Here is a 24,058-nt window from a genome sequence, read left to right on the forward strand (position 1 = left end):
GAACAGAGTAATGAAAAAGATAATCACACTGCTGTTAACGCTGCTGCTGGCGGGCTGGTCGCTTAACGCCTGGTCGTTCGCCTGTAAAACCGCCGCCGGGGTGACAATCCCCATCGGCGGCGGATCGGCGAACGTTTACGTGAACCTCGCGCCGGCGGTCAGCGTCGGGCAGAACCTGGTGGTGGATCTCTCGACGCAGATTTTCTGTCATAACGACTTTCCGGATTCCATGATCGACTACGTAACGCTGCAGCGCGGCTCGGCCTACGGCGGGGTGCTGTCGAGCTTTTCCGGCACCGTCAGGTATAACGGCATCAGCTACCCGTTTCCAACCACCAGCGAAACGGCGCGTATGACCTATAGCTCCATTGTTGATAGCCCCTGGCCTACCGTCCTCTATCTGACGCCCGTCAGTAGCGCAGGCGGCGTCGCCATTTCCGCCGGGTCGTTGATCGCGGTCCTGATCCTGCGTCAGACCAACAATAAGGATAACGACGACTTCCAGTTCGTGTGGAACATTTACGCCAACAATAACGTCGTGGTGCCAACCGGCGGCTGCGACGTTTCTGCTCGCGATGTGACGGTGACGCTGCCGGAATATCCCGCATCCGCCGCCATTCCGCTGACGGTTTACTGCGCGCAAAACCAGAATCTCGGCTATTACCTCTCCGGCACCACGGAGAACGCGGGCAACTCGATATTTACCAATACCGCCTCAGCGTCCCCTGCCCAAGGGGTGGGCGTTCAGCTGACGCGCAACGGTAGCGTCGTACCCGCCAACAGTACGGTGTCGTTAGGCAACGTAGGCACCTCGGCGGTCAGCCTCGGATTAACCGCCAACTACGCGCGCACCAGCGGGCAGGTGACCGCGGGTAACGTGCAGTCGATTATCGGAGTGACTTTTGTTTACGAATAATCTCCCGCCCCCCGGCGGCGGGCAGCCGCTCGTCGCTATCCTGTCGCCCTGTTCGCTGGCTGCCGAGGGGCTGAGCGGGATAATAGCGAAGGGAGGAGCCAGGCCCGTTGTGCTGCCCCCGGAGACGCCGCCCCTGCCTGCCGGCGTTCGCCGCGTGGTGGTGTTTCTCCCGGAAGGCCCCGCCGGGCTACTGGCAACCCTGAAGCGGGCCGCCGCGCTGCTGGCGCGGTCCCCCACGCCGCTGCCCATGCTGTTCCTGAGCCGCAGCCCGGCAAGCTGGCTGTGGCCCACCCTGGTGCATCAGGTCGCAGACCGGCGTTTGCTTACCGCCGTACGGGCCGCCGCTTCCGATTTGCCGGTCCCCTGCCTGGCGGCGCTGCTGCGCGACGCCGTGCTCGAAGAATACCCCTCTCTTGAGCAGCTGGCAGAGGATGAAACGCGAGCGCTCGGCAAGCGCCCCGCCGGGATCACCCGGCCGGAGCTGGACGCTATCCTCGGTTTACTCTGCGGCTACCGCGCCAGCGCTCAGGCTCAACGCCGCGGCATCAGCCACAAGACGCTCTACAATCAAAGAACCGCAGGATTAAAAAAAATGGTGGAACACCACCCTGAAATGGCCGCCCGCTTTCCCGGCAGCCAGATAAGAGACCAGAAAAGCGAGAGCATCGCCGCCCTTTCTGCTTTCGAGCGTGAACTTGTCCATGCGATCCACAGCCGACAGATTTTTCCGGTATTTCAGCCCATTACCGATGAACACCAGCAGGTAAAGGGAATGGAGATCCTCTCCCGCTGGAACCGAAACGGCAGCGTGCTGGCTGCCGGCGATTTTTTACCGCAAATACGCTCGGAATATGCCTGGCTGGTGCTCACCGCGTTTGTCCTTCAGGAAGCGGTGCAGAATATTAATCAGCATTCCGGCGAGTGTTATTTCGCCGTGAATATTCCCGCCGCCGTCGCCGGCAACGAGAACCTGCTTCGCATGATGGAAACCGCGCGCCAGCAGCTGCGTCAGCCGCACAGGTCGCAGAGGCTGGTGCTGGAGTTTGCTGAAAATACCGACCTCAACGGTCACGGCAAAATCGCCGAAAATATCGCCCGCCTGCAAAAGCGCGGCTTCCCTATCATGCTTGATGACTGCTTCTCGCAAAGCAGCGTGATGTTTCCGGTGCGCACGATGAGATTCTGCGCTTACAAGCTGGATATGAGCATCGTCAACGATATGCAGCACGATCCGCACGCGCTGGCGCTGATCAGAAGCCTTATCTTCTACTGCCAGCTGACCGGCAGCCGCTGTATTGCCGAAGGCGTAGATAGCATGGAGAAATTCAACAAACTGCAGGCGCTGGGAGTCGACCGCTTTCAGGGCAACTACCTCTCGGCGCCGGTTGGCAGGGAGAACGTGGCGGAGCTTCTTCAGCCGCTTTCGGGCGAGGCGGAGCATCGCTCCGCCATCGCGGTACCGGTAACGCCCGATGGAAAACATCGGGCATTGGCGACACTTCAGCGCAGCTCCGGCCAGTAGCCACGGTTGGCGACGATCAGTTCATCAAGGATAGCTTTTGCGACCGAAGCGCTGGGTACCGTTTTGGACAGGGTCATCGCCTGCCAGAGCTTCTGATAGCTTCCTTCAACCCAGGCATCGACCACCAGTTTTTCAACCGCCACCTGCTGCTCCATCATCCCCTTTTGAAACAGCGGGATCTTACCCATCGCCAGCGGCTCGGGGCCATTAACGCCCACCAGGCAAGGCACTTCAACCATCGCGGTATCGTCAAAATTCGCGATAGCGCCGTTGTTTTCCACAATCAGCAGCATTCTCTCCTGGGTGTTAAAGGCGATGGCGCAGGCGAGGTCGACAATAAAGGTCGCATGCGCCCCGGCATGGAAATGCGCCTCTTTGGCACTTTGCCGGGCGACGATCTCTCTGGCCATATCAAACACCTCCTTCTCTCTCCCCACCATCACTTCATTGGCGCGAGTAAAGTCAGGGTCTGAATGGGCAACCTCATAGTCGGCATAAAAATAGTACTTCAGATAAGTATTGGGTAACGTATCGGTATCCAGCGCAAAAACGTCCTTCACCTTTTTGAAGGTCTCAATCCAGCTCGGCGCTTTATGCTGAAAATCCTCTTTCGGACTGCAATAGCCCAGCTCGGCAACGTGGTTTTTTAACGCCGGCATTAAATCGTTGCCGGCCTTATCGGTAATGCTGGTCCACCAGCCGAAATGGTTGAGGCCAAAATAACGGACGTTCATCTCTTTACGCGATTTCAGCCCGAGAATATCGGCGAATAACCCTTCAATAGCCACCGGCATATCGCAGATATTAATAATTTTGGCCGTCGGGCGTAGCCGACGCGTGGCCTCGGCAACGATCGCCGCCGGATTGGAATAGTTGAGCATCCACGCGCCCGGCGAATACGTTTCCATGTAGTCAACCAGCTCAAGGACGCCGGCGATAGAGCGCATACCATAAGCGATACCGCCCGGGCCGCAGGTTTCCTGGCCAATCACGCCATATTTAAGCGGAATTTTCTCGTCTTTCTCGCGCATCTCATAGAGGCCGACGCGAATATGCGCCATCACGAAATCGACGCCCGTAAAGGCTTCCTGCGGGTCGGTGGTGAAGCTAAAAGCAACGTGCGGATAATGTTCAGCCACCAGAATCGCACAGGCTTCGCCAATCACTCGCTGGCGATCGTGATGATTATCATAGAGACGAATTTCGCTTAACGGAAACCTGTCCATATTTTCCAGCAGCATCATAACAATCCCTGGGGTATACGTACTGCCGCCGCCGGCTATGGTCACAACGAATTTATTTTTCATCTTCCACCTCATTATTCATGTACATCTAAATAGCGATTCACGGCATTACGGATTTTATTAACCCCTAAACCATAAATAACCTGAACGTGATTGCCTTTGATAATGACGCTGGTACCGCCGCTGGTCTTCAGAATGTGTTCCTGAATTAATGCGGGGTCCCGCACGTCAACCCGAAGCCGCGTAAAACAGTTCTCGACCGAACAGACATTTTCTTTGCCGCCAAGGCCCAGAATGACCTGTTCGCCGGAAGCCCTGTCAGGCGCGCTTACGCTTGCCGGTTGGTTAGCCCCCTCCCCCTGCTGCTCCTGGCCCGGCGTACGCATTTTGAAACGCAGAATCAGAAACTTACCGATATAAAACATCGTCGCGGTTTCCATTAACCCCAGCGCGACAAACACAGGCCAGCGCGTGAGGTGTGCTCCCGCCGGAATGTTGTAAACAATAAAATCGATAATGCCGTTGGTGGCGCAGACCCGCACATCAAGCAGCCACGCCAGCATCTGGAAAAAACCGTCCAGTAATGAATAAACCAGCCATAGCAACGGTGCGGTAAAGATAAATAAGAACTCAAAAGGTTCGGTGATCCCCACCAGGAATGAAGTCACAATCAAAGGAATCAGCGTGATTTTCAACTTTTGCTTATTTTCCGGCCTGGCGGTTGTATAAAAGGCCAGGGCCATTCCGGCGGTACCGAAAATTTTCACCATACCGTAGGTGAGAAATCGCGCCGAGTCGCTTAACGGCCCAGCGCTATGGGCAATTTCAGCGAGGAAAATCGGTTTTGCCCCCACCACCGTCTGGCCATCAATCAACAGCTGTCCGCCAATGGAGGTAAAGACAAAGGGCGACCAAATCAGGTGGTGTAGCCCGGTCGGGATAAGAAAACGATTGAGAAAACCGTACAGAAAAACGCCGGCGGCGCCGAAGGTTTTCATCACCCCGGTCAGCGCCGATATGCCATGTTCAACAATCGGCCAGACGTACACCGTGGCGATGGCAAACACGCCGACCAGCGGGATCATTACGATCAGAACCAGCTTGCTGTTGCCATAAATTGAGAATGCGCCGCGAAACTCGATATCGACAAAGCGGTTATGAATGAAAGCCACCGCGCAGCCCAGAATGATGCCAAGAAACACGCCCATATCAATGACCTGGAAGCCAAAAATAAAGGTTTGCCCGCTGCCGTAAAGCTGCGCGTTGCTGCTCCCCTCAACAAGCCGCCCGGTCAGAGTAAGCCAGCTATTGTTGGCCGCCAGGTACATAAACCAGGTCATTGCGGCAACAAAAGCCGCTTCCGCTTTTCGGGTTTTTGCCAGCCCGCTGGCCAGCCCGAGGCAAAAGAAGAAGCCAAGATTGTTCATGATGGCCCAGAGCATGCTGGAAACGTATTTCCCCAGCAGATAAAGCGAGCTCTCTTCTGCGACCCAGATTTTATTGGTTGTCATACTAAACAACGCAATCAGCAGACCAATAACCGGCAGATACAAAACCGGCCCAATCATGGCCTTCGAAAAATCCTGTAATTTTTTTACCCCGATCATCCTCACCCCCTGTCCCGCACATCGGCCGTCAGCGCCCGATACATGCGTTTCAGCCTATGCGCCGGCAGACATAATTCAGAGCGGTGAAATCGTCATCTGTGATGAAAGTCATATCTCTCTTGCGGCAACAGATATATAAGTAAAAGCAGATAAATAGATGACAGAGACAAAACAACGCCCCGCAATGATAAAAATACGTTAATTATTAAAAAGATAAAATTATAATCCGCTGACAGAACACACCACGAGAAATCTATAAGTGATATATAAAACAATCGCAGACAGGCTAAAAAATCGCATCAATAGCGATGAATTCGAGGTGGGAGATGCGCTACCGAGTGAAAAAGCGCTGGCCGGGGAGCTACAGGTCTCCGTCATGACCCTGCGCAAGGCGCTCACGCTGCTGGAAAGTGAGAAGCTGATCGTCAAACGCCACGGCAGCGGTTCATACGTGGCGCGTAAGAGCAATTATCGCGGCGGGGAACTTGACGGCTTCAACTACCAGATGCACATCGGCGGCGTCACCAACTATCGCAATAAGGTCATTGAGTTCACGATGCTTGATGCGCCTTTGGCTATCGCACAACAGTTGAAAATTGAGCCGGGAGAGAAGGTCTATTACGTCAGACGCATTCGGATGATTGACGACGTACCTATTCTGATTGAGAACAGCTATATACCGGTGGCGATTTTTCCCTGGCTAAGCGTTGGAAATCTGGAAAGATCGAAATTTAACTATTTCAAGAAAGAGTGCAATATCACCATCCTGGAGAGCCACCGCAGCTATACCCCGGTTCTGGCCACCCGGAAGCAAGCAGAGCTCTTACAGGTTCCACAAAACAGCCTGCTGCTACGGGTGCAGTCGATCAGCTATGCCCATAACAATACCATTGTTGATTTATCCGATATTTACCAGAATACCAACAAATACAATGTTAAACATATTACGCGCCGCTAAATACCGCGGGATACGGCTGACGCAGGCCACCGAGAGCCGTCCAGCGTCAGCTGACGATAGACGACAGCTGACGATTCTGCGTCGGCAAACGACTACCAGCCGCAGACGTTAGTCTCTTCGTCGGACTCGTAGCCGCGGACAATATTAATCAGATCTTTTACCGCATCGGCCGCCGTCTGCGGATCCTGCAGCTCAGCCAGAGAAGCAAACTCGCTATCGACCGAGACGCCGTTATTATTGTTGGTCACCGTCAATATAAATCCCTTTCCTCCGGCGTTTTCCACCGACAGCGTGGAAATAAGCTCAGCCACGGCCTGGGTGGCAATATCAGGGACATAAAGGGCCATCGGTTTAAGATACACTTTTTCTTTTTTATCTTTATTATTCCCGTTGATCAGCGCTAACGCATAGCCTTTATTTTCACTGTTCATATTATCCCTCGATAAGAATTTTAGGATCAACGTAAAAGTCCACGTTAAATACGGTATCCTCGGTTAACGCCTCGATGCGGTGCCACTTTTCGGGCGGAAAAACGCCAAATTCACCTTCGGCAATGGTCAGGGTTTCCACCGGTTCCGCGCTGGTTTCATCGGCATATCCGAGATAGCGTATCGCCCCTCGCATCACCGACAGGCGCGGATAGACGCCCTGCCGGGTACCGGCATCCAGATGCCGCTTCCAGATTGAGGCCGGCGCCGTCCGCTTCGTCCACAGCGGCGTGCTCCGGGTATGCACATAGTGGGTAGGAATAATGATTCGCTGCATGATTTCACCTCTCTTAACGCACCACATATACGGTCGAAAATGGGAAAATATGTTGCATATGATATACCCCTTTTAATCATTGCGGGTATTATTTTTTACCAATGCGTTTTCCTACCCCTTATTGTACTCATTAGGGATTAGATCTATTCAAAAATAAATATGGGCGATTTTAGATAAACTAGAACCGCCCATATTAAAAGGCAAATTACTTATTTTCAGGTGAACTGAGCGGTCCCGGTTTACCGATTAAATACCCCTGGACCAGGTCACAGCCTAATTTGCGTAAGGACTGCAGCTGCTCTTCTGTTTCGACACCTTCGGCCACGATGCGCATATGCAGGCTTTTACCCATGCTGATAATCAGCCGCACGATATCGAGGTCATCTTTCTGATCGGGAATGTTAATCACAAAAGAGCGGTCGATTTTTATCTTATCGAACGGGAAATAGCTTAGCCGCGATAGCGAAGAATAGCCGGTGCCAAAATCATCAATGGAGATCTGCACCCCGAGCTCGCGCAGCTGGCTCAGGATCTCGAGAGAACGGGTATTTTCGTTAAAGACGTCAGACTCGGTAATTTCCAAATCCAGCCGATACGGATCCAGCCCGGTTGTTCTTAAGATGGTTACCACGGTATCGGTCAGTGAACTGTTCATTAACTGAACCGGCGACACGTTAACCGACACTTTGAGCGGCGACGACCAGCTGGCGGCCGCTTCGCAGGCGGTTCGCAGCACCCACTCGCCCAGCTGATTAATCAGGCCAATCTTTTCCGCTACCGGAATAAATTCGGTCGGCGGGACGCTGCCGCGCAGCGGATGAAACCAGCGCACCAGCGCTTCGTAGCCGTAGATTTCACCGTTCATGGTGTCGGCTATCGGCTGGTAGTAAACCCTGAACTCACCTTTGTTCAGCGCCTGCATCAGGTCATCTTCAAAGGATTTATTCTCCTGCTGGCGCTGAAGCAGTCCGGGACGGAATACCTGAACGTTGCCGGAACCCTCTTTTTTCGCTTCATACAGCGCCAGGTCGGCGCATTTGTATAAATAGTCGGTACGGCTTTCCCCGTCAGAGATCACAATCCCGATACAGGCGCCAATCTGGATCAGCGAGTCGTAAATCTGATACGGCTGGCTGATCTTTTCCCGGATCACCTTCGCCCGCTCCAGCGCCATCTCTTCGGTTAAATCATGGGAAACCAGGGCAAACTCGTCCCCTCCCAGCCGGTAGAGCGTTTCTGACGTTTTGCGAAAAAAGGAGAGACGGCTGGCCAAATCCTGCAGCAGCTTATCCCCGGCATCATGACCCTGGGTATCGTTGACGTCCTTGAAATTATCCAGGTCAAACAGCATTACGACCGCCGAGCCGTTATAGGGCCGCACCTGATTGACGACCTCCTGCAGACGTTGCCAGAAAGAGAGACGGTTGGGCATCCCGGTCAGCGAATCATGATAGGCATCGTACTGCAGACGGCGATTCTGCACCTGAAGCTTTTCTTTTGAGGCCTGCAGGTCGGTCGCCAGTAATTTCATCCGCACGTGGGCGCGACGCAGGGTGTTATTCTGCTTCAGCATCAACAGCCCGAGCGTGATACAGAGAACAATCAGCAGAATGGAAATCGCCGAATAGATGTAATAGAGATTTTGTATTTTATCGTGGGTCAGATTAACCAGATTAAAATCCTGGGCGAGCGAGGTGGACGCGAGTGAGGTCAACGGCCCGTCCAGGGTACTCATCTCCTGCAGCATCAGCTTCAGCTGCGCTGTCGTCATGGTGTCCAGCTGCTTATCCAGCCGGTCCAGAAGATCAATCAGGCTGTTAACTATCGCCTTACGGTGAGGATCTTTGCCGATAAACTTTCCCAAATCACCCTGCTGCAGCAGCGCAATCTGGCTCATCATAATTTCCAGACGCAGGCGCACCTCATCGTGGTCGCTTCCCTTCACCCCCAGCCCCATCGCGCTGAGTCGCGCCTCGAGGCGCATGTACTCGGAGACTATCTGGGAAACGGACCACGAATCAGTATAACGGGTTAATTTTTGCAGTTCACTTTGCCGCTCATGCACCAGATAAGTAATGTAACCGGTCACAATGAAGAGCGACAAAATAATGGCAGTGAGTATTCGATTCAAGATCAAACCCTTACTCAATTATAATCTTCGAAACCTGCCATGCCGAACGGGAATAATAAATCTGATTCTGCAATTCCGGGCTACTGTCGTAAGGATAAACAATAAATAAGGGCCCTTTATCACGAATGCGCATATATTCGCCGTTCATTTTTAAAGCCAAAATTACCGGAAATTTATGAAAGTCGTCCAGGGGGACAATCGTGGTGTAATCGTTGAGCGCCAGCACCCGGGCTGACTTGCCTTTGGCGCCGACTAAATCCATGAGTTTACTGAGGGAAATGCCGTCAAAGCGGACCTTGCCCGAATACCATGGCGTGGTCGTCACCAGCGTTTCCATCCCCAGCTTTTCTAATGCGGCGACATCAAAAACGGCGGTATCGCCCTCATTCGTATTAGCAATCAGGCCGGAAATAGTTAAAACGGGTTTGCCGACAGGCGCTGGCAGTTTTTCTGCAAAAGCGGAAGGCGAAACCATGACACAAAATAAAGCTGCAAAAATTAAACGCATTTAACTCACCCTTCCGAAATTGGAGACTTGTTAATTATAAACCATTTAAGTCATTTCTTAAAAGGTGTCCCCGTTGGGTTCAAAAATTAAAATTAAAAACAATAAGCGAAGTCCTAAGCTCGCATTCTGAACGGGCTACAAGGGCGTTCATCCCCCGGCGAAGCAAACGCTTTATGCCTTTAAACGCCCAGAGCAGGTAAAAATCTTTTCACATGCCCTTCTGCGCGGTAGTCTCAGGACAGGCGCGAATTCGGAAAGCGTCTCATTCCAATAATTAAAAACTCAGCAACAGACAGGACAGGTATGGACTCAACGTTAATTTCTCAGCGCCCCGGCAAGGAGGCATGTTCACTCAACCGCGCCCGCAGAGCGGCCTGGGGCAGCTTCGCCGGGGCCGTGGTCGACTGGTACGACTTTCTTCTCTATGGCATCACCGCCGCGCTGGTATTTAACCGGGAATTTTTCCCGCAAATCAGCCCGGCAATGGGCACCCTCGCCGCCTTTGCCACCTTCGGCGTCGGCTTCCTCTTCCGCCCGCTGGGCGGCATTATCTTCGGCCATTTCGGCGATCGCCTCGGGCGCAAACGCATGCTGATGCTGACGGTATGGATGATGGGGATCGCCACCGCCTGTATCGGTCTGCTGCCCTCCTTCAGCCAGATTGGCTGGTGGGCGCCGGTTCTGCTGGTCCTGCTGCGCGCCGTCCAGGGCTTTGCGGTGGGCGGCGAATGGGGCGGCGCGGCGCTGCTGGCGGTAGAGAGCGCGCCGAAAAATAAGAAGGCGTTCTACAGCAGCGGCGTGCAGGTGGGCTACGGCGTCGGATTACTACTCTCTACAGGGCTGGTGTCGCTGATAAGCTCCTGTACCACCGATGAACAGTTCCTCAGCTGGGGCTGGCGTCTGCCGTTCCTGTTTAGCGTCGTGCTGGTGCTGGCGGCGCTCTGGATCCGCAACGGCATGGCGGAATCCGCCGAATTTGAACAGCAGCAGCGCGAACAGCAGCTGCAGCCGAAGAAAAAGCGTCTGCCGGTCGTGGAAGCGCTGTTCCGCCATCCGGGCGCGTTCTTAATGATTATCGGCCTGCGCCTGTGCGAGCTGCTGACGATGTATATCGTTACCGCCTTCGCGCTTAACTATTCCACGCAGAATCTCGGCCTGCCGCGCGAGCTGTTTCTGAATATTGGCCTGCTTGTCGGCGCCATCAGCTGCCTGACGATCCCCTGCTTCGCCTGGCTGGCGGACCGCTTTGGCCGTCGCCGCGTCTATATCACCGGGGCGCTGATCGGCACCCTCAGCGGCTTCCCGTTCTTTATGGCGCTCGAAAGCCAGTCATACTTCTGGATCCTGTTTTTCGCGCTTATGCTGGCAAATATTGCGCACGATATGGTGGTTTGCGTTCAGCAGCCGATGTTTACCGAAATGTTTGGCGCCAGCTATCGCTACAGCGGGGCCGGCGTGGGGTATCAGGTTGCCAGCGTTGTCGGCGGCGGTTTTACGCCGTTTATCGCCGCCGCCCTGGTCACCTTATCCGGCGGCGCCTGGCATAGCGTCGCTATCTACTTGACCGCAGGCTGCCTGCTCTCCGCCCTTACGGCGATGCTGATGAAACCCAGCCGCCATGGCGAATAGCATCGATAAGGAGAAATCATGATTCAGGAACCCTGCTGGCCGCTGCGCTTTAGCCACCAGCAGCTACCGGTTGGTTACTTTGCCGATCCCACCCTTGCCGAGCAGCCGCTGTTTGCCCGGGCGCTCGACGGTGAGGCGGTGGCTCAGCTCTGGCAGGCCCCGCAGGGGTTTGTGGTGCCGGGAAGCTACCGGAAATTTGCCGAACTCCCGGCGGTGAGCGAGCAGTTCGCCGGCCAGGGATGGCCGGTCTGGCAGCGCCGCTCCGGCGGCGGGCTGGTGCCGCAGGGGCCGGGAATTGTCAACCTCAGCCTGGCCTGGCCGGTCTATCACTCGCTGGGCGAAGCCGCAGAGCCGATTTATCTTTTCCTCTGCGGCCTGTTGCAGCGCACGCTGGCGACCTTTGGCGTGGCCAGCCACTGCCGGGCGGTTAGCGGTTCATTTTGCGATGGTCGCTATAATCTGGCCTGCGGCGAGGGCGAGCAGGTGCGAAAAATAGCCGGCACGGCCCAGTACTGGCGACCAATGGCGGAAGGTCGAGGCCATGTGGTTCTCGCGCACGCGGTGGTATTGCTGGATGCCGACCTGGCGGCGGCTCACCGGGCGGCCAATGATTTCGAAGCCCGGCTTGGCAGCGGGCGGGAATACCGCGCCGATAAAACCGTGACCCTGGCGGAGCTGGTTTCAGAAGGCGCCGATTTGCTGCCCCGCTTTCGCGAGGCGCTGGCGCAGCAGCTGGAAAATATCAGCTGAAGGTCGCCTTCAGATAGCGGCTAAACGTCTCTACCGCCCGCGATACGCGCGGCGTGTAGGGGCGAATGACGTACAGACTTTCCGCAAACGCATCCACCGGCCGCCATCCCGGCAGCAGCTCCTGAACCAGCCCGCGGCCAATCGCCTCCCTGGCGCTAAAATCCGGCAGTAAGGCAACGCCCAGCCCCGCCAGCACCGCGTCGCGCAGGGATTCGCTGTTATTGGTGGCAAACGGCCCCTGCACCTTCACGCTCACCCGCTCGTCGTCGCGCTCAAAGGTCCAGTGCGGGCTTTGCGGCCCGCGCGGGTAGGTGAGGCATTGATGCTGACGCAACGCGTCAGGCGAATCGGGGCGGCCAAAGCGGCGAATATAGTCCGCCGAGGCGACCACCAGGGTAGCCGTACGGCACAGCGGCCAGGCCACGTGGGTCTCCGGCAGCAGCTCGCGGCGACAGTGGCGAATAGCAAGGTCGAACCCCTCGCTGGCGAGCGACACCAGTCGGTCGGTCACCTCCAGCTGGAGATGAAGCTGCGGATGCTGGTGCAGAAAAGGGGTGATGGCCGGGACCAGCTGCTGACGTGAAAATGCGACCGGCGCGGTCAGGCGCAGCGTACCGCGCAGGGGGCCGCCTTCCTCGTCGCAGGTGCCGGTAAAGATCTCGCGAATCTGCCCAAACGGCTCGTTCAGCTCCGCCACCAGCCGCAGACCATCTTCGCTTAAGGTCACGCTGCGGGTGGTTCGGTGCACCAGCGTTTTACCGGTAACCCGCTCCAGCTCGCTGATTTTCTGGCTGATGGCGGATTTGCTGACCGCCAGCTTTTCCGCGGCGCGGGTATAGCTTTTTTGCTCCTCCAGCACCGTAAGCCAGTACAGGTGGGTCCAGTAAATTTCCGGGCGGATCTCGCGCATAGTAATTGTTCACAGATAAAAACAATGAGTTCAAATATAGCGGTTTTTGCCGGCTTCAGCACGGGTTAGCATCTCTATCACTGAGGTAATCCGACAATAAGGACCATCTGCTATGCCATTACTGACGTTTGATATCATTGAAGGACGCAGCGAAAGCGAGATCAAAACCCTGCTGGATGCGGCACATCGCGCCGTGGTGCAGGCGTTCAAGGTGCCAGAGCGCGATCGCTACCAGATTGTTCACGAAAACAAAGCTCATCATATGATTATTGAAGATACCGGGCTGGGGCTGACGCGAAGCCGGGAGGTGGTGGTGGTGAGGGTATATACCAGCCCGCGCAGCGAAGAACAGAAGCAGCTTTTTTATGCCACCCTGCAGGCTGAGCTCCGGGAGCACTGCGGGCTGAGCGGCGATGACCTGATGATCTCGGTAATCAGCAACCATAAAGGGGACTGGAGTTTTGGCTGCGGCGTGGCGCAGTACATCACCGGCGAACTTTAGCCCTGGCGGCGATGGGACTGGCGCACGATGGGTTCCCCGGTGCGCCAGGTCGCCGACGGCCCTTCAGTTACATCGATGAGCCGATTCAACGCCTCTTCCACCAGCCGCTCGCGCCGCTGATCGTAGGTAGTAAGCTGCCATTCCGGCGCCGCCGCCTCATCGATATTATCGAAACCGACAATACCCATCGTTAAATCGCGCTCGCGCAGCGCCTGAAGCGCGCCTATCGCCAGAATATCGTTTTCACAGAACAGGGCATCCACTCTTTCGCCTGCGGACGTCGCGTCCAGATAGTCGCTCATCGCCGCATATCCCCGGGTACGTAAATACTGTCCGGCAACCAGCAGAGTATCAAGCCGGCAACCTGCCTGCTCCAGCGCCGCTTCGTATCCTTCCATCCTCATTAAATGGTGCGAGGCGGTATCCGGCCCTTTCATATAGCCAAAAGTGCGATGCCCCTGCGCCAGCAGCAGTTCGGCAAGCTGTTTTCCGGCAATCCAGCCGTCAATATTGACCACCTGGATTTCCGGATGATCGGTATTACGGCCAATCTGCACCAGCGGAACGCGATGAATTTCAGTGGCAATCGCGATGAGTTCCGGCGTCAGGACCGTGGCCATAAACAAGATACCATCAACCTGGAGCTGGTAAGCCAGCGCCATCGCCGTGCGGGTGTTTTCTTCGTCGGTAACGTTAATCACCAGCGCCATGTAGCCGCGATTCTGCAGCTGGCGGGTCACTTCGTTAAGCAGTAGCACCATATTGGGATTGCGCAGCTCGTCTACCGCCACGCCGATAATATGCGTTTTCTTTTGCGTCAGGCTACGCGCCAGTAAATTTGGTCGATATCCCAGAATATTAGCGGCTTTCATCACCTCTTCCCGGGTTTTGGGCTGGATAGAAGCCCCGGGGGTAAATGCCCGGGAAACCGTCCATTTGGAGACGCCAGCCAGTAACGCAACGTCGCTGGCGGTCGCTTTTTGTCGTTTAGGGGCGCTCATACTCGGTTTTAACGTTCCTGATAAAAAACATCCAATAGAACGTAAAATACAGCAAGATAAAATCCGCTCAACAAAAAACGCGCCGCGTTCTCCCGCCCCCCGGAGGGAAAACGCGGCCCGTTATCACTGATTTAATGTGGCGTTGAGGGCATCAATAGACGTCCGTAGCCCTGCTTCAACGCTCATCGTCAGGTCCTCCATCTCCAGCGACACATAACCGTTATATCCGGTCATGCGCAGCACCGAGAAGAACTCTTTCCACCACTTCAAATCCTGTCCACAGCCAACCGCCACGTAGTTCCAGGTGCGGGTTTTGGTCTGCGTAACCGGCTGGTATTCCAGTAAGCCGTCGACATCCGCCAGCCCGCGTTCAATACGCGCGTCTTTGCCGTGAACGTGATAAATCACCCCTTCAAGCTTACGGGCTGCGGCAATCGGGTCTGCCCCCATGGCGATCAGATGCGACGGATCGAGATTCATGCCGATGATGTCGCCAACCGCCTCACGCAGGCGCAGCAGCGTGCTCGGGTTGTAAACCAACTGGCTGGGGAATTCCTCGAGGGCAATCTGTTCGATGCCGTATTCAGCCGCATGGCGGGTAAAAGCCTGCCACCAGGGAATAGCAACCTCGTTCCACTGGTAATCGATCACGCCTGGCATATAGTCCGGCCAGGAAACCGTCGAGGTGATCCAGTTAGGGATTTTATCGTCCGGCCCGCCGCCCGGCAGGCCGCTCATCATGACTATCTTTTTCACTCCCAGCTTCGCCGCCAGCTCGACGGTACGGTAGCTGCTGGCGGTGTGCTTCTCGCCAAGGGCGCCGGGGGCCAGCGGGTTACCCGAACAGTTCAGCGCGACGATCTCCATTCCGCGCTTTTCCAGCTCGCCGCGAAACGCCGCCAGCGCTGCCGGAGAAGCCAGCAGTTCTTCAGTTTTAACATGCGGACAAGGCGACCAGCCGCCTGCGGTCATCTCCACGCCCTCAATGCCGTACTGCTTGACGCGATCGAGCATTTCCGGGAACGCCAGGCCGGCGAGAACATCGGTACAGAGTGCCAGTTTCATATTCTATCCTTCTTAAATGAGTGTCCTTCGAGGATCTGCATAAACGCGTCTTTGCTGTCGGCGCTGGCCAGCAGCGTGGTTTTCACTTCGTCATCAAGCAGGTCTGCCAGATCCGCTATAACATCAATGTGTTCATTGTTTTTTGCCGCCACGGCGACCACAAGGAAGGCCACTTTACCCTCCCCCCAGCCCACGCCATCCGGAAACTGAAGCAGCTGGAAACCGGTTTGCCGCACCAGATCAATACCCTCCTTGCTGCAGTGGGGCATGGCGACCCCCGCCCCGAGCCAGGTAGAGAGCGCCTTTTCGCGCTCCACCATTGATTCAAAAAAACCCTCGCTGACGTAGCCGCTGGCCTGCAGGGAATCCGCGGCAATACGCAGCGCCTTTTTCTTTGAATTCGCCCGACAGCCAATAAAAATATCTTCTGGTTTCAGAGTTAACATGCGCCTCTCCCTTCGTTAATGGGTCAGCGGTAGAGCGCCGGACACTCCGGCAGAGAGACGGCGTGCTTTTCGCCATCCTTCAGCGACGCCAGGCCGGCATCACATACCATCGCCACGACAAATCCGTCCCACGATGATGGCCCGCTCATCTCCGCCCCCAGGTTTACCCGGTCAACGAAATTCTGCACCTCGCGATCGTAGGCGGTGGCGAAACGTTCCATGCAGGTTTTGGGGATAGCGCGGCTATAACCCTGCGCCGAACGGACGGTGGTAAGTGCCTGTTCGGTCAACGCGCTGATGGCATTTTCGCCAATCACTTCACAGCGAATGTCGTAGCCGTAATCGCAGTTAACAAACAGCTCATCATCAATACGTACGCCGGATTCAGTTTCAAAAATCACAATCAACGGATCCTGCAGATGCGCGCAGGCTCTGCGCGTTTTCTTCTGCGGTTTATCGACGCGCACCGAAACGATATTTTCGTTAAGCAGATAGCGGATAATATCGATTTCATGGGTCGCCGAATCGTTAATCGCCATCTCCAGGGTGTAGCTCTCCGGCACGGAGGCGTTGCGATGGGCGCAGTGGATGAGCAATATTTCCCCCAGTTCACCGCTATCCAGAGTGGCTTTTAGCTGGTTGTACCCCGGGTCGAAACGGCGCATAAAGCCCAGCTGCAGCATACGTTTGCCGTAGGCTACTTCAGCATCAATAATCGCTTTGGCTTCATTCGCGGTCGGGGTTAGCGGCTTTTCGCAAAACACCGGTTTACCTGCTTTAATGGCCGCCAGAATTTGTTCTTTATGTACCGGGCCAATAGAGCAAATAAAGATCGCATCCACGTCGTCTGATTGAATCATCTCGACTGCATCGTAATAGGGCTGAGCGCCATATTCGCGGGCAATAGCGTCGGTCACATTACGATTGATATCGCAGACGGCGCTGACCCTGGCGTTCTGGATAACCGTCTGGAAACGCTGGAGATGGTCGCGCCCAATCATACCCAAACCAATTAAACCGATATTAACTGTCATATATTCCTCCACGTTGCTAAATCAGAATCTGAATTTTTGTTCAATTTGTTCGAGGGTTAACCCGCGGGTTTCCGGCAGGAACTTCACCAGCAGAATCAGCATTATGACGTTGGTAGCCGCGAAGAAGCCGAAGGTCATTCCGCCGCCGTAGCTGTTGAGTAAAATCGGGAAAATAGACTGAATGATGAAGTCAAATATCCATAAACCGAATACCGCAAAACCCATTCCCAGACCGCGCATCCGCAGCGGGTAGATTTCCGCGAGCATCAGCCAGAACACCGGTGCGATCCAACCCTGCATAAAGGTCAGGAACACCAGCATCAGGGCGAGAATGATGTAGCTGGCACCGGTAAAGTTGGCGTGCAAGCCGCTGACGCCATCGACGGTTTCCATATGGAAGAAGAGCTTGAACGAGAGGCCAATCAACACCAGGCTAAGGGTGACGCCGATCTGTCCGGTAAAGAACATTTTCCGTCGGGAATGCCTGCCAATTAACAGCATCCCCAGTAGCGTGGCCAGAATAGAGACGACGCCATTAGCCACGGCGCCGGTCACCGCCGCCGCATCGCCAAGTCCGGTGGCTTTCAGCACCGTCGGCGCGTAGTACATAATGGTATTCACGCCGGTTACGCGCGTTGCCAGCACAATCATCAGGCCGATCAAAATCAGCTGCAGTACCCATTTTCTCTTCAGCTCGTCAACAAATCGGCCATGGTTGATGCCAATCTGGCTCACCTGCTGGATATCGCGGATCTCCTGCTCCACCTCTTCGGGCCGACGAATCGTTTTCAGCACCGCAACCGCTTTGTCTATTTGCCCCTTACGCACGAAGAAGCGCGGAGACTCCGGCATTACCAGCATACCAATCCACAGCAGCGCGCCGGGCAGCGCCGGAATGGCCAGCATCAGCCGCCAGTTGTGCGACATGTCGGGATAGAAATTGACAATGGAAGCGTTGACGGAGTAAGCGAGAAACTGCCCGGTGACGATCATCAGTTCGTTGACCGTCACCAGCCGTTCACGCTGCGCGGGTCGCGCCAGTTCGGAAATATAAATCGGCACCGTCACTGACGCACAGCCAACCGCCAGGCCAAGAATAAAGCGGGCGATTATCATCGACGACATATCCCAGGCGACGGCGGTACCGAGGGCGCCAAAGATAAAAATCACCGCCACCCACAGAATATTTTTCCGCCGTCCCTGTCGGTCGGATAGCCAGCCGCCGCCGACAGAGCCGATTGCCGCGCCGAATAATAAAAACGATGTCACCAGCCCTTCCTGCAGAGGAGTGAGGCCAAGATCGTTTTTCATGAAAATCAGCGCGCCGGAAATAACCCCGGTGTCGTAGCCAAAGCACAGTCCACCGATGGTTGAGACGAGGGTTATTAATCTGATTTTCTTATCATTATCTGTTTTACGACTTTCAGTTATCACATGATCGGTCATTTTGTTGTCCTGTCAGGGATGAGCGTTCTATCGTTTTGTTTTTATGAATAAAAAGATCACATTGCCGAACCAGATACGGCAGGTTCTGGCATCAGGAATACATTTGCACCTTTTTGCACCCGGGTGCATTATTTAACAACTTGTTATACTCCGCCGGATTAAAAAATCCATAAAAAGTTATTTTGAAATATTCATTTCGTTAAGGGCGTCAACTTTTTGCTCATTGAATGGCCAATTTTGTCGATCGCAGTCACGATCCGCAGAGCTTGTTGCTTTCGGGGGGAGAAAAATGCCTGGTTCAGGCTAATGGCCGGGGAGGAAGGCAATAAAAAGGGGAACACGTGGGTTAATCCGCGTTCCCCAGAGAGCCGAAAAGCTCATCAGGATTGCCGGGCGCTGGCGATACGCTGTCTGGCTTTTTGTTCAATATTTTCCAGCAGCTCCTGCACGTCGTCTTCATCGATATCGAGAAACTGGCCGTCCAGCAGGGCCGCATGAATATCATCGCGGGTCACCGACAGGCCCAGCGGTACGGCTTTGGCCTTTACCTCTTCCGCGGCCAGCGGGTGCGGGTAGCGTCGTCCCACCAGGTTGTTGAAGACGATGGCCAGCAGCGCCAGCATCAGGGAATTGAGCAATACCGGCGTCAGAACAAAGTGGTAGCCTTCACTCTGCACCCCCGCCCCGCCGAGGATCGCCGTTAACGCCACCGCCCCACCCGGCGGATGCAGGCAGCGCAGGAAATACATACCGGCGATCGCCAGCCCCGCCGCCACGCCGCAGGCCAGCGCCAGGTTCGGGATCGCCATTCCCACGGTCACGCCAATCAGCGCCGAGAGCACGTTGCCGCCGACAATCGACCACGGCTGGGCCAGCGGACTGCTCGGGACGCCAAACAGCAGCACTGCCGATGCGCCCATTGGCGCGATAAACCAGATATTGACCTCGCCTAACAGCCAGTGGCTGAACATGCTGGTCACCGCCAGTCCCGTCCCGGCGCCGAGAGAGGCCAGAACAATATGTTTTCTGGCAACCGGCAGGGCGTGCGGCTTGAGGCGACCGAGGAAAATGCGGATCCGCGAAAAGAGCGATCCGGGTAAAACGCTTAACATCGTGTAGCTCGCTTACGTCATAATAAGAACTTATGTTTCATTTTCTTTTTTTAACCTTATTTTAACAACCATGTCTTTGTCGTGGCTTTTCGTCATTCATTTTGTGAATGTAAAAACGGCGCGCGCTACGTTAAAATCCCCTCACCTCTGGGTATCAGCATTCTATGGATTGAAGGTCAAACACGTTGAATAACAAGATAAAATTAGAGAAAGAGATCGCATGGGCCAGTCAGAATATGCCGCGCACCCTGCGTCAGGTCGCCGCCCTGCCGGATCTCAGCCAGGTGCGTCTCGCCTGCTGTATGCACCTCGATATGAAAATGATCCCCCTGGTGCAGGGAATTCTGGAGAAAGGGGCGAAGGTTTTTCTTACCACCTGTAACCCAACGACGGTGCAGGATGACGTGGTCGCCTGGCTGGTGGAGCGCGGCGCGGAAGCCTGCGCCTGGCGGGATATGAGCGACGCCGACTGGCAGCAATCCTGGGAAAAAGCGATTGCCTGGCAGCCGACGCATCTGTGCGAAATGGGCGCGGATATTACCACCCTACTGCATCAGCGCGGGGAGTTTGGCAATATCGTCGCGGGCCTTGAGGCGACCGGCTCTGGCGTTAGCCGCCTGGGCGATATTCACCCCGGCTACCCGATTTTTAACTGGGATGATTTGCCGGTAAAAGAGGGACTGCACAACCGTCATATGGTCGGCCTGACCGCCTGGCACACCTTTTTCCAGACGACCCACCTGACCCTGCATGAGAAAAAAGTGCTGGTCATCGGCTATGGTCTGGTTGGCCAGGGCGTAGCGGCGGCGGCGAAGGCCTTCGGCGGCCAGGTAATGGTAGCGGAAATCGACCCGGCGCGGAGACTACAGGCGGCCTACGATGGCTGGCACGTCGTTGAATTACAGGAGGCGATTGCCTCCGCGGATGTGGTGGCCACGGCGACCGGCGGTAAAAAAGTCGTCAACCGCCAGGCGCTGGATAAGTCCAAAGACGGGGTGTTTATTCTCAACGTGGGTCACGTGGCGGAAGAGATTGACTGTGAGTACCTGCGCCAGTTCCGTCATGAAGAGGTCATGCCCTATATCAACGCTTACCGGATGGGCGATAAAACCGTTTATCTGATGGCGAACGGTTCAATGCTCAACCTGACCGCGGGCTTTGGCGATAGCCTGAACGCCTTTGATGTGACCCTGGCGGTAATGGCCAGCGGCATTCAGCATATCGTGACCGACGGCATGACGGCGCCGGCAGATGTTTACCTCCTGCCGCAGAGCGTATGGCAAAAAGCGCTGTAAGCACGTGCGCTGAATAATTTTCCCGGAGGCGGCGCGCTGCGCCTGTCCGGGCTACCAGCCCGCAGACGGTGATGCACCCGTAGCCCGGTCATACAGCAGCGCCACCGGGAAGAAGCCGCACCGATACATTAATCCCGGCACATTCCCCGGGTTGCGGCGCTGCGCGCCTTACCCGGGCTACCGGTCCGCAGACGGCTGTAACCCCGTAGCCCGGCTAAGCGCAGCGCGAGCCGGGAGAAACCACGCCAATCCGTCACTCCGACACATTCCCCGCAGGCGGCGCGCTGCGCCTTGCCCGGGCACCGGCCCGCAGACAGCGGTGGACTGGTAGCCCGGTCAGCGCAGCGCCACCGGGAATAAAGCAACTCCTACAGCAGGGCCAGCAGAAATATGACTTCGCCCAGCTCAATCGCCGCGCCTAATGTGTCACCGGTTTGCCCGCCCAGAGTACGCTTCAGCGCCTGACCCAGCGCCCAAACCAGCACCAGAGTGATAAGCGCCGCCCGCAGACCGTTGACCCCGAGCAGCAGCGTCGCCAGCGCCAGCGCGATCCCCATGGTAATCAGCATCTGCCGCAGCGTGATTTTGCCGATAAATAAGTTGCCCAGCCCCTCTTCCCGGGCGTAGCGCTGACGATACATCAGCAGCACCGCCATACCGCGGCCGACGGCGCAGGCGGCAGCCAGCGCGGCAAGCGCCGACGTGCCGCGCAGCGCCACTTCGCTGACCACCAGCACTTTGGCAACCAGCACAAAAATCAGCGCCAGCCCGCCGTGAGTGCCCAGCCGACTGTCGCGCATGATTTCCAGCATCCGCTCGCGGCGGCGGGCGGAAAAGATGCCATCGCAGGTATCCGCCAGCCCATCAAGATGGAACCCGCCGGTCAACAGCGCCAGCGCCAGCACGCCGAGCAGCGCGGCGAGCGGGCCGCCGCACCACGGCTGCAGCAGCATCACAACAGCGCCAGCAATCGCCCCCAGCAGCAGCCCCACCAGGGGGAATGTGATGATACTGCGTTGATATTGTTCAATTTCCAGCCCCTGAGATAAACGCGCCGGGACCGGCAGGCGGCTGATAAATGATAATGCGGCAAAAAAAGACTTAATCATTGAGTGATGACTCCTGTCGATAAACCCCGCGGCAGCGGTTATTCACGCCCGCCACCGACCGTGACCTGACTTATCCGCGCGGCTGCCGCGCGGAGAAAGCCTGCCCGCGTTCTTCCAGCCGCCAGTGGGCAAGCCGGGTATCACGGTGGTGTTGAATGCGCGCGGCCATTTGGTTGTCGGAGAGCCGGGAGGTAGCGATGAAGATCGCCGAAACGAAAGAGTTGAGTAAAGATTCGGCGTCACGGCGTTGGCCGCTAAGCGCGTCGCCGGTCATCAGTATCATCGCGGCGGCACCTGTTGCAGGGACAGCATGAGATAAACCCTTCCGATATCAATATGTTTACGGCGGAAGTATACCAAATTCCTGGGTAAAGGTTCAGCGTCGCGCGGGCGGTTTTGCTAAGGAACTGTGAGGTCACGCAAGAGGAAGAAGAGGAACTCCGGCGGCGAGCGCCGCCGGAGCGCATTAACGGGGCTTACTCGGCAGATTTATCTTCGACTTTCGCTTCGCCCATCGCTTTCAGCTTTTTAGAGATATCGCGACGTTCTTTGGAGATCTCGGCGTTTTTGATGATGTAATCGTCAACGCGATCTTCGTAATCGCTCTTCATGCTGGCGATGATGCCCTGAATAGCTTCAACGCTCATGCCCGGCTTGATGTAGTCGCTCAGGTTGTCCAGCAGCAGTACGCGCTTCTGGTTATCACGGATCTTTTTCTCAACGTCCTGAATTTCACGCTGCAGTTTGTTCTTACGACGGTACAGGCGAACAAACTCCAGTACGTCCTGGAAAGAAGGCTTAGTTGTTTCCATTTTTATACCCCTAATATTTGAGATTCGGATTCGCTAAAGCGACTGCTACATAGGGCTAACATAACTGTTAGCAGCCGCTGATGACAATGTTTTTTCCTTTGCCGTTATCATAACCCTAAACGCTGCTGAATCGAAGCAAGCGATGGAAAAACCACGTGAGTCTGGTCTTTATTTACGCAACGCACGGCAGATTAAATGCGACAGCAGTTCGAGCTGGCGCGCCAGCTCGATAGTTAACCAGACATAACCGTGAATGGGCGTTTCGGAGAAATTGTCGTCCTGCTGCTCTTTGATGAGCTGGCGCAGTTCGGCCACAATTTCGTTGAGCTTTTCATTGTTGGCAAGAATCGGCTGCGGATTGCCCTCATACAATGCGTGGGCGATAGTCAGCAATGTTTGCTGGGTCATTTGCTGGGTTTCGCGCAGCGTATGGGCGTTAAGCATCACGAAGTGGCCGGGACGCGACGCCCAGTAGGCGTTGATTTGCAGCTCCAGCATACACACCAGGTTACGGCTGACGGTCTGGATCGCCTCAAAGATGGCCTTCTGGATATGCGTCTCTTTGCTGGCGGGGGTAATTAATCCGCGCATTTTCACCACGTCGTTAAGCACCTTCTGCATATGCTTTTCCAGACGCGGACGCTCAACGAGGTTCGGCGAGAAGCCCGCCTGATACAAACGGTTGAAGGCGGTGACGTAGCTGGCCATCTGGATGCGCCAGTGCAGGAAAGCCCGCTGCGGCCAGATACCGGTAAACAGCATCGCCAGCAGGGAGCCGAAGATAACGTCGCCGCTTCGCCACAGCGCGGTGGTCATGTCGCCCGGCGGCGCGCCGACCACTACCGCCAGGGTGATGCCGATCAGCAGCGCCTGGTAGGGCTTTTTGCCCAGCGCCAGCCAGCCGCAGAGGAACATCGCCACCGCGCACCACAGCAGCATAATGGGCAGAGAGATAAGCTCCAGCTTGAGCGCCACCAGCCCGAGCGCCGAGCCGAGGATCGTGCCGCCGATACGTTCAAACGCGCGCGGTACGACGTTTCCCCAGAAGGAGATAGGCCCCATCACCACCACCAGGGTGATGAGGGGCCAGGTGCCTTCAGGAACGTTAAGCAGGCGCACCAGCACAAAGGTGAGCACAAAGGCCAATGCTATTCGCACGCCATGGACGATGCGGTAATGGCGATACAGCCGAATTTCAAATGGCTTAAGTGATTTATCCGCGCGCACAACCTACTCCGACACAACGAAAAGGCCAATTGTAACTGCTTTTTCGCCGCAAGCATCACGCGAATGTAA

Annotated in this window: 24 protein-coding genes; 7 read left to right on the plus strand and 17 right to left on the minus strand. The window is 55.8% G+C overall.

What is annotated here, in order from left to right; translation table 11 throughout:
- Positions 1 to 10: 10 nt before the first annotated feature.
- Both ABLU87_RS05915 and ABLU87_RS05920 read left to right on the plus strand, forming a co-directional pair.
- Entirely contained in the window at positions 11 to 916 is a 906-nt protein-coding gene (locus tag ABLU87_RS05915; RefSeq protein ID WP_014229995.1) for a fimbrial protein, read from the plus strand.
- The gene (locus ABLU87_RS05920; RefSeq protein WP_206619426.1) at positions 903 to 2,438 is read left to right on the plus strand and encodes an EAL domain-containing protein; all 1,536 of its coding nucleotides are present in this window, start codon (positions 903 to 905) and stop codon (positions 2,436 to 2,438) included. Before ABLU87_RS05915 ends, ABLU87_RS05920 begins: the two co-directional genes overlap by 14 nt.
- Here ABLU87_RS05920 and ABLU87_RS05925 read toward each other — a convergent pair.
- Together ABLU87_RS05925 and ABLU87_RS05930 are read right to left on the minus strand one after the other, a co-directional pair.
- The gene (locus tag ABLU87_RS05925; protein ID WP_128334989.1) at positions 2,417 to 3,745 is read right to left on the minus strand and encodes a 6-phospho-alpha-glucosidase; all 1,329 of its coding nucleotides are present in this window, start codon (positions 3,743 to 3,745) and stop codon (positions 2,417 to 2,419) included. The genes ABLU87_RS05920 and ABLU87_RS05925 overlap by 22 nt on opposite strands.
- An 11-nt stretch (positions 3,746 to 3,756) precedes the next feature.
- Positions 3,757 to 5,289: a PTS transporter subunit EIIC gene (locus ABLU87_RS05930; RefSeq protein WP_064391791.1), complete on the minus strand. Its 1,533-nt coding sequence runs from the start codon at positions 5,287 to 5,289 to the stop codon at positions 3,757 to 3,759.
- A 259-nt stretch (positions 5,290 to 5,548) separates the two neighbouring features.
- On the opposite strand from ABLU87_RS05930, the gene ABLU87_RS05935 reads away from it, so the two are divergent.
- Positions 5,549 to 6,247: a GntR family transcriptional regulator gene (locus ABLU87_RS05935; RefSeq protein ID WP_128334988.1), complete on the plus strand. Its 699-nt coding sequence runs from the start codon at positions 5,549 to 5,551 to the stop codon at positions 6,245 to 6,247.
- Between the two features lie 92 nt (positions 6,248 to 6,339).
- Here ABLU87_RS05935 and ABLU87_RS05940 read toward each other — a convergent pair whose 3' ends face one another.
- From ABLU87_RS05940 to ABLU87_RS05955, 4 genes are all read right to left on the minus strand, one after another.
- Positions 6,340 to 6,678, minus strand: a complete 339-nt coding sequence (locus tag ABLU87_RS05940; protein WP_049079461.1) for a DUF1869 domain-containing protein — start codon at positions 6,676 to 6,678, stop codon at positions 6,340 to 6,342.
- A gap of 1 nt (position 6,679) precedes the next feature.
- On the minus strand, positions 6,680 to 7,012 hold the full coding sequence (locus ABLU87_RS05945; protein ID WP_049079460.1) for a DUF1971 domain-containing protein: 333 nt from the start codon (positions 7,010 to 7,012) through the stop codon (positions 6,680 to 6,682).
- 205 nt (positions 7,013 to 7,217) lie between these two features.
- Positions 7,218 to 9,143: an EAL domain-containing protein gene (locus tag ABLU87_RS05950; RefSeq protein WP_057173926.1), complete on the minus strand. Its 1,926-nt coding sequence runs from the start codon at positions 9,141 to 9,143 to the stop codon at positions 7,218 to 7,220.
- Positions 9,144 to 9,153: 10 nt separating this feature from the next.
- Positions 9,154 to 9,651: a molybdopterin-dependent oxidoreductase gene (locus ABLU87_RS05955; RefSeq protein ID WP_032693833.1), complete on the minus strand. Its 498-nt coding sequence runs from the start codon at positions 9,649 to 9,651 to the stop codon at positions 9,154 to 9,156.
- Between the two features lie 303 nt (positions 9,652 to 9,954).
- Here ABLU87_RS05955 and shiA point away from each other — a divergent pair, with 303 nt between their 5' ends.
- Complete coding sequence (gene shiA, locus ABLU87_RS05960; RefSeq protein WP_025106058.1) at positions 9,955 to 11,280, plus strand: shikimate transporter; 1,326 nt, start codon at positions 9,955 to 9,957, stop codon at positions 11,278 to 11,280.
- An 18-nt stretch (positions 11,281 to 11,298) separates the two neighbouring features.
- Positions 11,299 to 12,030 (plus strand): lipoate--protein ligase A, encoded by a 732-nt coding sequence (locus ABLU87_RS05965; RefSeq protein ID WP_047723384.1) that lies wholly within the window; start codon positions 11,299 to 11,301, stop codon positions 12,028 to 12,030.
- Here the strand turns inward: ABLU87_RS05965 and ABLU87_RS05970 are convergent.
- Positions 12,023 to 12,940: a LysR family transcriptional regulator gene (locus tag ABLU87_RS05970; RefSeq protein WP_004852363.1), complete on the minus strand. Its 918-nt coding sequence runs from the start codon at positions 12,938 to 12,940 to the stop codon at positions 12,023 to 12,025. The genes ABLU87_RS05965 and ABLU87_RS05970 overlap by 8 nt on opposite strands.
- A gap of 112 nt (positions 12,941 to 13,052) precedes the next feature.
- Here ABLU87_RS05970 and ABLU87_RS05975 point away from each other — a divergent pair, with 112 nt between their 5' ends.
- A complete protein-coding gene (locus tag ABLU87_RS05975) occupies positions 13,053 to 13,442 on the plus strand; it encodes a tautomerase family protein (RefSeq protein WP_025106055.1) in 390 nt (129 codons plus the stop codon).
- Here ABLU87_RS05975 and ABLU87_RS05980 read toward each other — a convergent pair.
- The 6 genes from ABLU87_RS05980 to ABLU87_RS06005 form a co-directional block, all read right to left on the minus strand.
- The gene (locus tag ABLU87_RS05980; RefSeq protein ID WP_049069621.1) at positions 13,439 to 14,443 is read right to left on the minus strand and encodes a LacI family DNA-binding transcriptional regulator; all 1,005 of its coding nucleotides are present in this window, start codon (positions 14,441 to 14,443) and stop codon (positions 13,439 to 13,441) included. The genes ABLU87_RS05975 and ABLU87_RS05980 overlap by 4 nt on opposite strands.
- Before the next feature lie 123 nt (positions 14,444 to 14,566).
- Positions 14,567 to 15,508, minus strand: a complete 942-nt coding sequence (locus tag ABLU87_RS05985) for a sugar phosphate isomerase/epimerase (protein WP_348865949.1) — start codon at positions 15,506 to 15,508, stop codon at positions 14,567 to 14,569.
- Positions 15,505 to 15,954 carry a PTS sugar transporter subunit IIA gene (locus ABLU87_RS05990; protein ID WP_014230008.1) on the minus strand — a complete coding sequence of 150 codons (450 nt, stop codon included), beginning with the start codon at positions 15,952 to 15,954 and terminating at the stop codon, positions 15,505 to 15,507. Before ABLU87_RS05990 ends, ABLU87_RS05985 begins: the two co-directional genes overlap by 4 nt.
- A 23-nt stretch (positions 15,955 to 15,977) precedes the next feature.
- On the minus strand, positions 15,978 to 16,988 hold the full coding sequence (locus ABLU87_RS05995) for a Gfo/Idh/MocA family oxidoreductase (protein ID WP_014230009.1): 1,011 nt from the start codon (positions 16,986 to 16,988) through the stop codon (positions 15,978 to 15,980).
- A gap of 21 nt (positions 16,989 to 17,009) precedes the next feature.
- Positions 17,010 to 18,434 carry a sugar porter family MFS transporter gene (locus ABLU87_RS06000; RefSeq protein ID WP_014230010.1) on the minus strand — a complete coding sequence of 475 codons (1,425 nt, stop codon included), beginning with the start codon at positions 18,432 to 18,434 and terminating at the stop codon, positions 17,010 to 17,012.
- A gap of 380 nt (positions 18,435 to 18,814) precedes the next feature.
- Complete coding sequence (locus tag ABLU87_RS06005; RefSeq protein WP_014838906.1) at positions 18,815 to 19,546, minus strand: HPP family protein; 732 nt, start codon at positions 19,544 to 19,546, stop codon at positions 18,815 to 18,817.
- Positions 19,547 to 19,731: 185 nt separating this feature from the next.
- On the opposite strand from ABLU87_RS06005, the gene ABLU87_RS06010 reads away from it, so the two are divergent.
- Positions 19,732 to 20,841: an adenosylhomocysteinase gene (locus ABLU87_RS06010; protein WP_025106052.1), complete on the plus strand. Its 1,110-nt coding sequence runs from the start codon at positions 19,732 to 19,734 to the stop codon at positions 20,839 to 20,841.
- Positions 20,842 to 21,209: 368 nt separating this feature from the next.
- On the opposite strand, the gene cobS is transcribed toward ABLU87_RS06010, so the two are convergent.
- From cobS to ABLU87_RS06030, 4 genes are all read right to left on the minus strand, one after another.
- Positions 21,210 to 21,950, minus strand: a complete 741-nt coding sequence (gene cobS / locus ABLU87_RS06015) for an adenosylcobinamide-GDP ribazoletransferase (protein WP_014838908.1) — start codon at positions 21,948 to 21,950, stop codon at positions 21,210 to 21,212.
- Positions 21,951 to 22,020: 70 nt separating this feature from the next.
- Positions 22,021 to 22,233: a bifunctional adenosylcobinamide kinase/adenosylcobinamide-phosphate guanylyltransferase gene (locus tag ABLU87_RS06020; RefSeq protein ID WP_004852374.1), complete on the minus strand. Its 213-nt coding sequence runs from the start codon at positions 22,231 to 22,233 to the stop codon at positions 22,021 to 22,023.
- Between the two features lie 193 nt (positions 22,234 to 22,426).
- Positions 22,427 to 22,762: a DUF496 family protein gene (locus ABLU87_RS06025; protein ID WP_004103624.1), complete on the minus strand. Its 336-nt coding sequence runs from the start codon at positions 22,760 to 22,762 to the stop codon at positions 22,427 to 22,429.
- Positions 22,763 to 22,930: 168 nt separating this feature from the next.
- Positions 22,931 to 23,989 carry an FUSC family protein gene (locus ABLU87_RS06030; RefSeq protein WP_004103626.1) on the minus strand — a complete coding sequence of 353 codons (1,059 nt, stop codon included), beginning with the start codon at positions 23,987 to 23,989 and terminating at the stop codon, positions 22,931 to 22,933.
- Positions 23,990 to 24,058 lie beyond the last annotated feature (69 nt).

Source organism: Klebsiella sp. CB_Kp196 (assembly GCF_040061575.1).
In the GTDB taxonomy this organism is placed as follows: domain Bacteria; phylum Pseudomonadota; class Gammaproteobacteria; order Enterobacterales; family Enterobacteriaceae; genus Klebsiella; species Klebsiella michiganensis.

Bases quoted from the DNA above. Each gene is read 5' to 3' on its own strand.
- ABLU87_RS05915 (WP_014229995.1), top strand. From the start codon at position 11: ATGAAAAAGATAATCACACTGCTGTTAACGCTGCTGCTGGCGGGCTGG.
- ABLU87_RS05925 (WP_128334989.1), bottom strand. From the start codon at position 3,745: ATGAAAAATAAATTCGTTGTGACCATAGCCGGCGGCGGCAGTACGTAT.
- ABLU87_RS05930 (WP_064391791.1), bottom strand. From the start codon at position 5,289: ATGATCGGGGTAAAAAAATTACAGGATTTTTCGAAGGCCATGATTGGG.
- ABLU87_RS05940 (WP_049079461.1), bottom strand. From the start codon at position 6,678: ATGAACAGTGAAAATAAAGGCTATGCGTTAGCGCTGATCAACGGGAAT.
- ABLU87_RS05945 (WP_049079460.1), bottom strand. From the start codon at position 7,012: ATGCAGCGAATCATTATTCCTACCCACTATGTGCATACCCGGAGCACG.
- ABLU87_RS05955 (WP_032693833.1), bottom strand. From the start codon at position 9,651: ATGCGTTTAATTTTTGCAGCTTTATTTTGTGTCATGGTTTCGCCTTCC.
- shiA (WP_025106058.1), top strand. From the start codon at position 9,955: ATGGACTCAACGTTAATTTCTCAGCGCCCCGGCAAGGAGGCATGTTCA.
- ABLU87_RS05965 (WP_047723384.1), top strand. From the start codon at position 11,299: ATGATTCAGGAACCCTGCTGGCCGCTGCGCTTTAGCCACCAGCAGCTA.
- ABLU87_RS05970 (WP_004852363.1), bottom strand. From the start codon at position 12,940: ATGCGCGAGATCCGCCCGGAAATTTACTGGACCCACCTGTACTGGCTT.
- ABLU87_RS05975 (WP_025106055.1), top strand. From the start codon at position 13,053: ATGCCATTACTGACGTTTGATATCATTGAAGGACGCAGCGAAAGCGAG.
- ABLU87_RS05980 (WP_049069621.1), bottom strand. From the start codon at position 14,443: ATGAGCGCCCCTAAACGACAAAAAGCGACCGCCAGCGACGTTGCGTTA.
- ABLU87_RS05985 (WP_348865949.1), bottom strand. From the start codon at position 15,508: ATGAAACTGGCACTCTGTACCGATGTTCTCGCCGGCCTGGCGTTCCCG.
- ABLU87_RS05990 (WP_014230008.1), bottom strand. From the start codon at position 15,954: ATGTTAACTCTGAAACCAGAAGATATTTTTATTGGCTGTCGGGCGAAT.
- ABLU87_RS05995 (WP_014230009.1), bottom strand. From the start codon at position 16,988: ATGACAGTTAATATCGGTTTAATTGGTTTGGGTATGATTGGGCGCGAC.
- ABLU87_RS06000 (WP_014230010.1), bottom strand. From the start codon at position 18,434: ATGACCGATCATGTGATAACTGAAAGTCGTAAAACAGATAATGATAAG.
- ABLU87_RS06005 (WP_014838906.1), bottom strand. From the start codon at position 19,546: ATGTTAAGCGTTTTACCCGGATCGCTCTTTTCGCGGATCCGCATTTTC.
- cobS (WP_014838908.1), bottom strand. From the start codon at position 21,950: ATGATTAAGTCTTTTTTTGCCGCATTATCATTTATCAGCCGCCTGCCG.
- ABLU87_RS06020 (WP_004852374.1), bottom strand. From the start codon at position 22,233: ATGATACTGATGACCGGCGACGCGCTTAGCGGCCAACGCCGTGACGCC.
- ABLU87_RS06025 (WP_004103624.1), bottom strand. From the start codon at position 22,762: ATGGAAACAACTAAGCCTTCTTTCCAGGACGTACTGGAGTTTGTTCGC.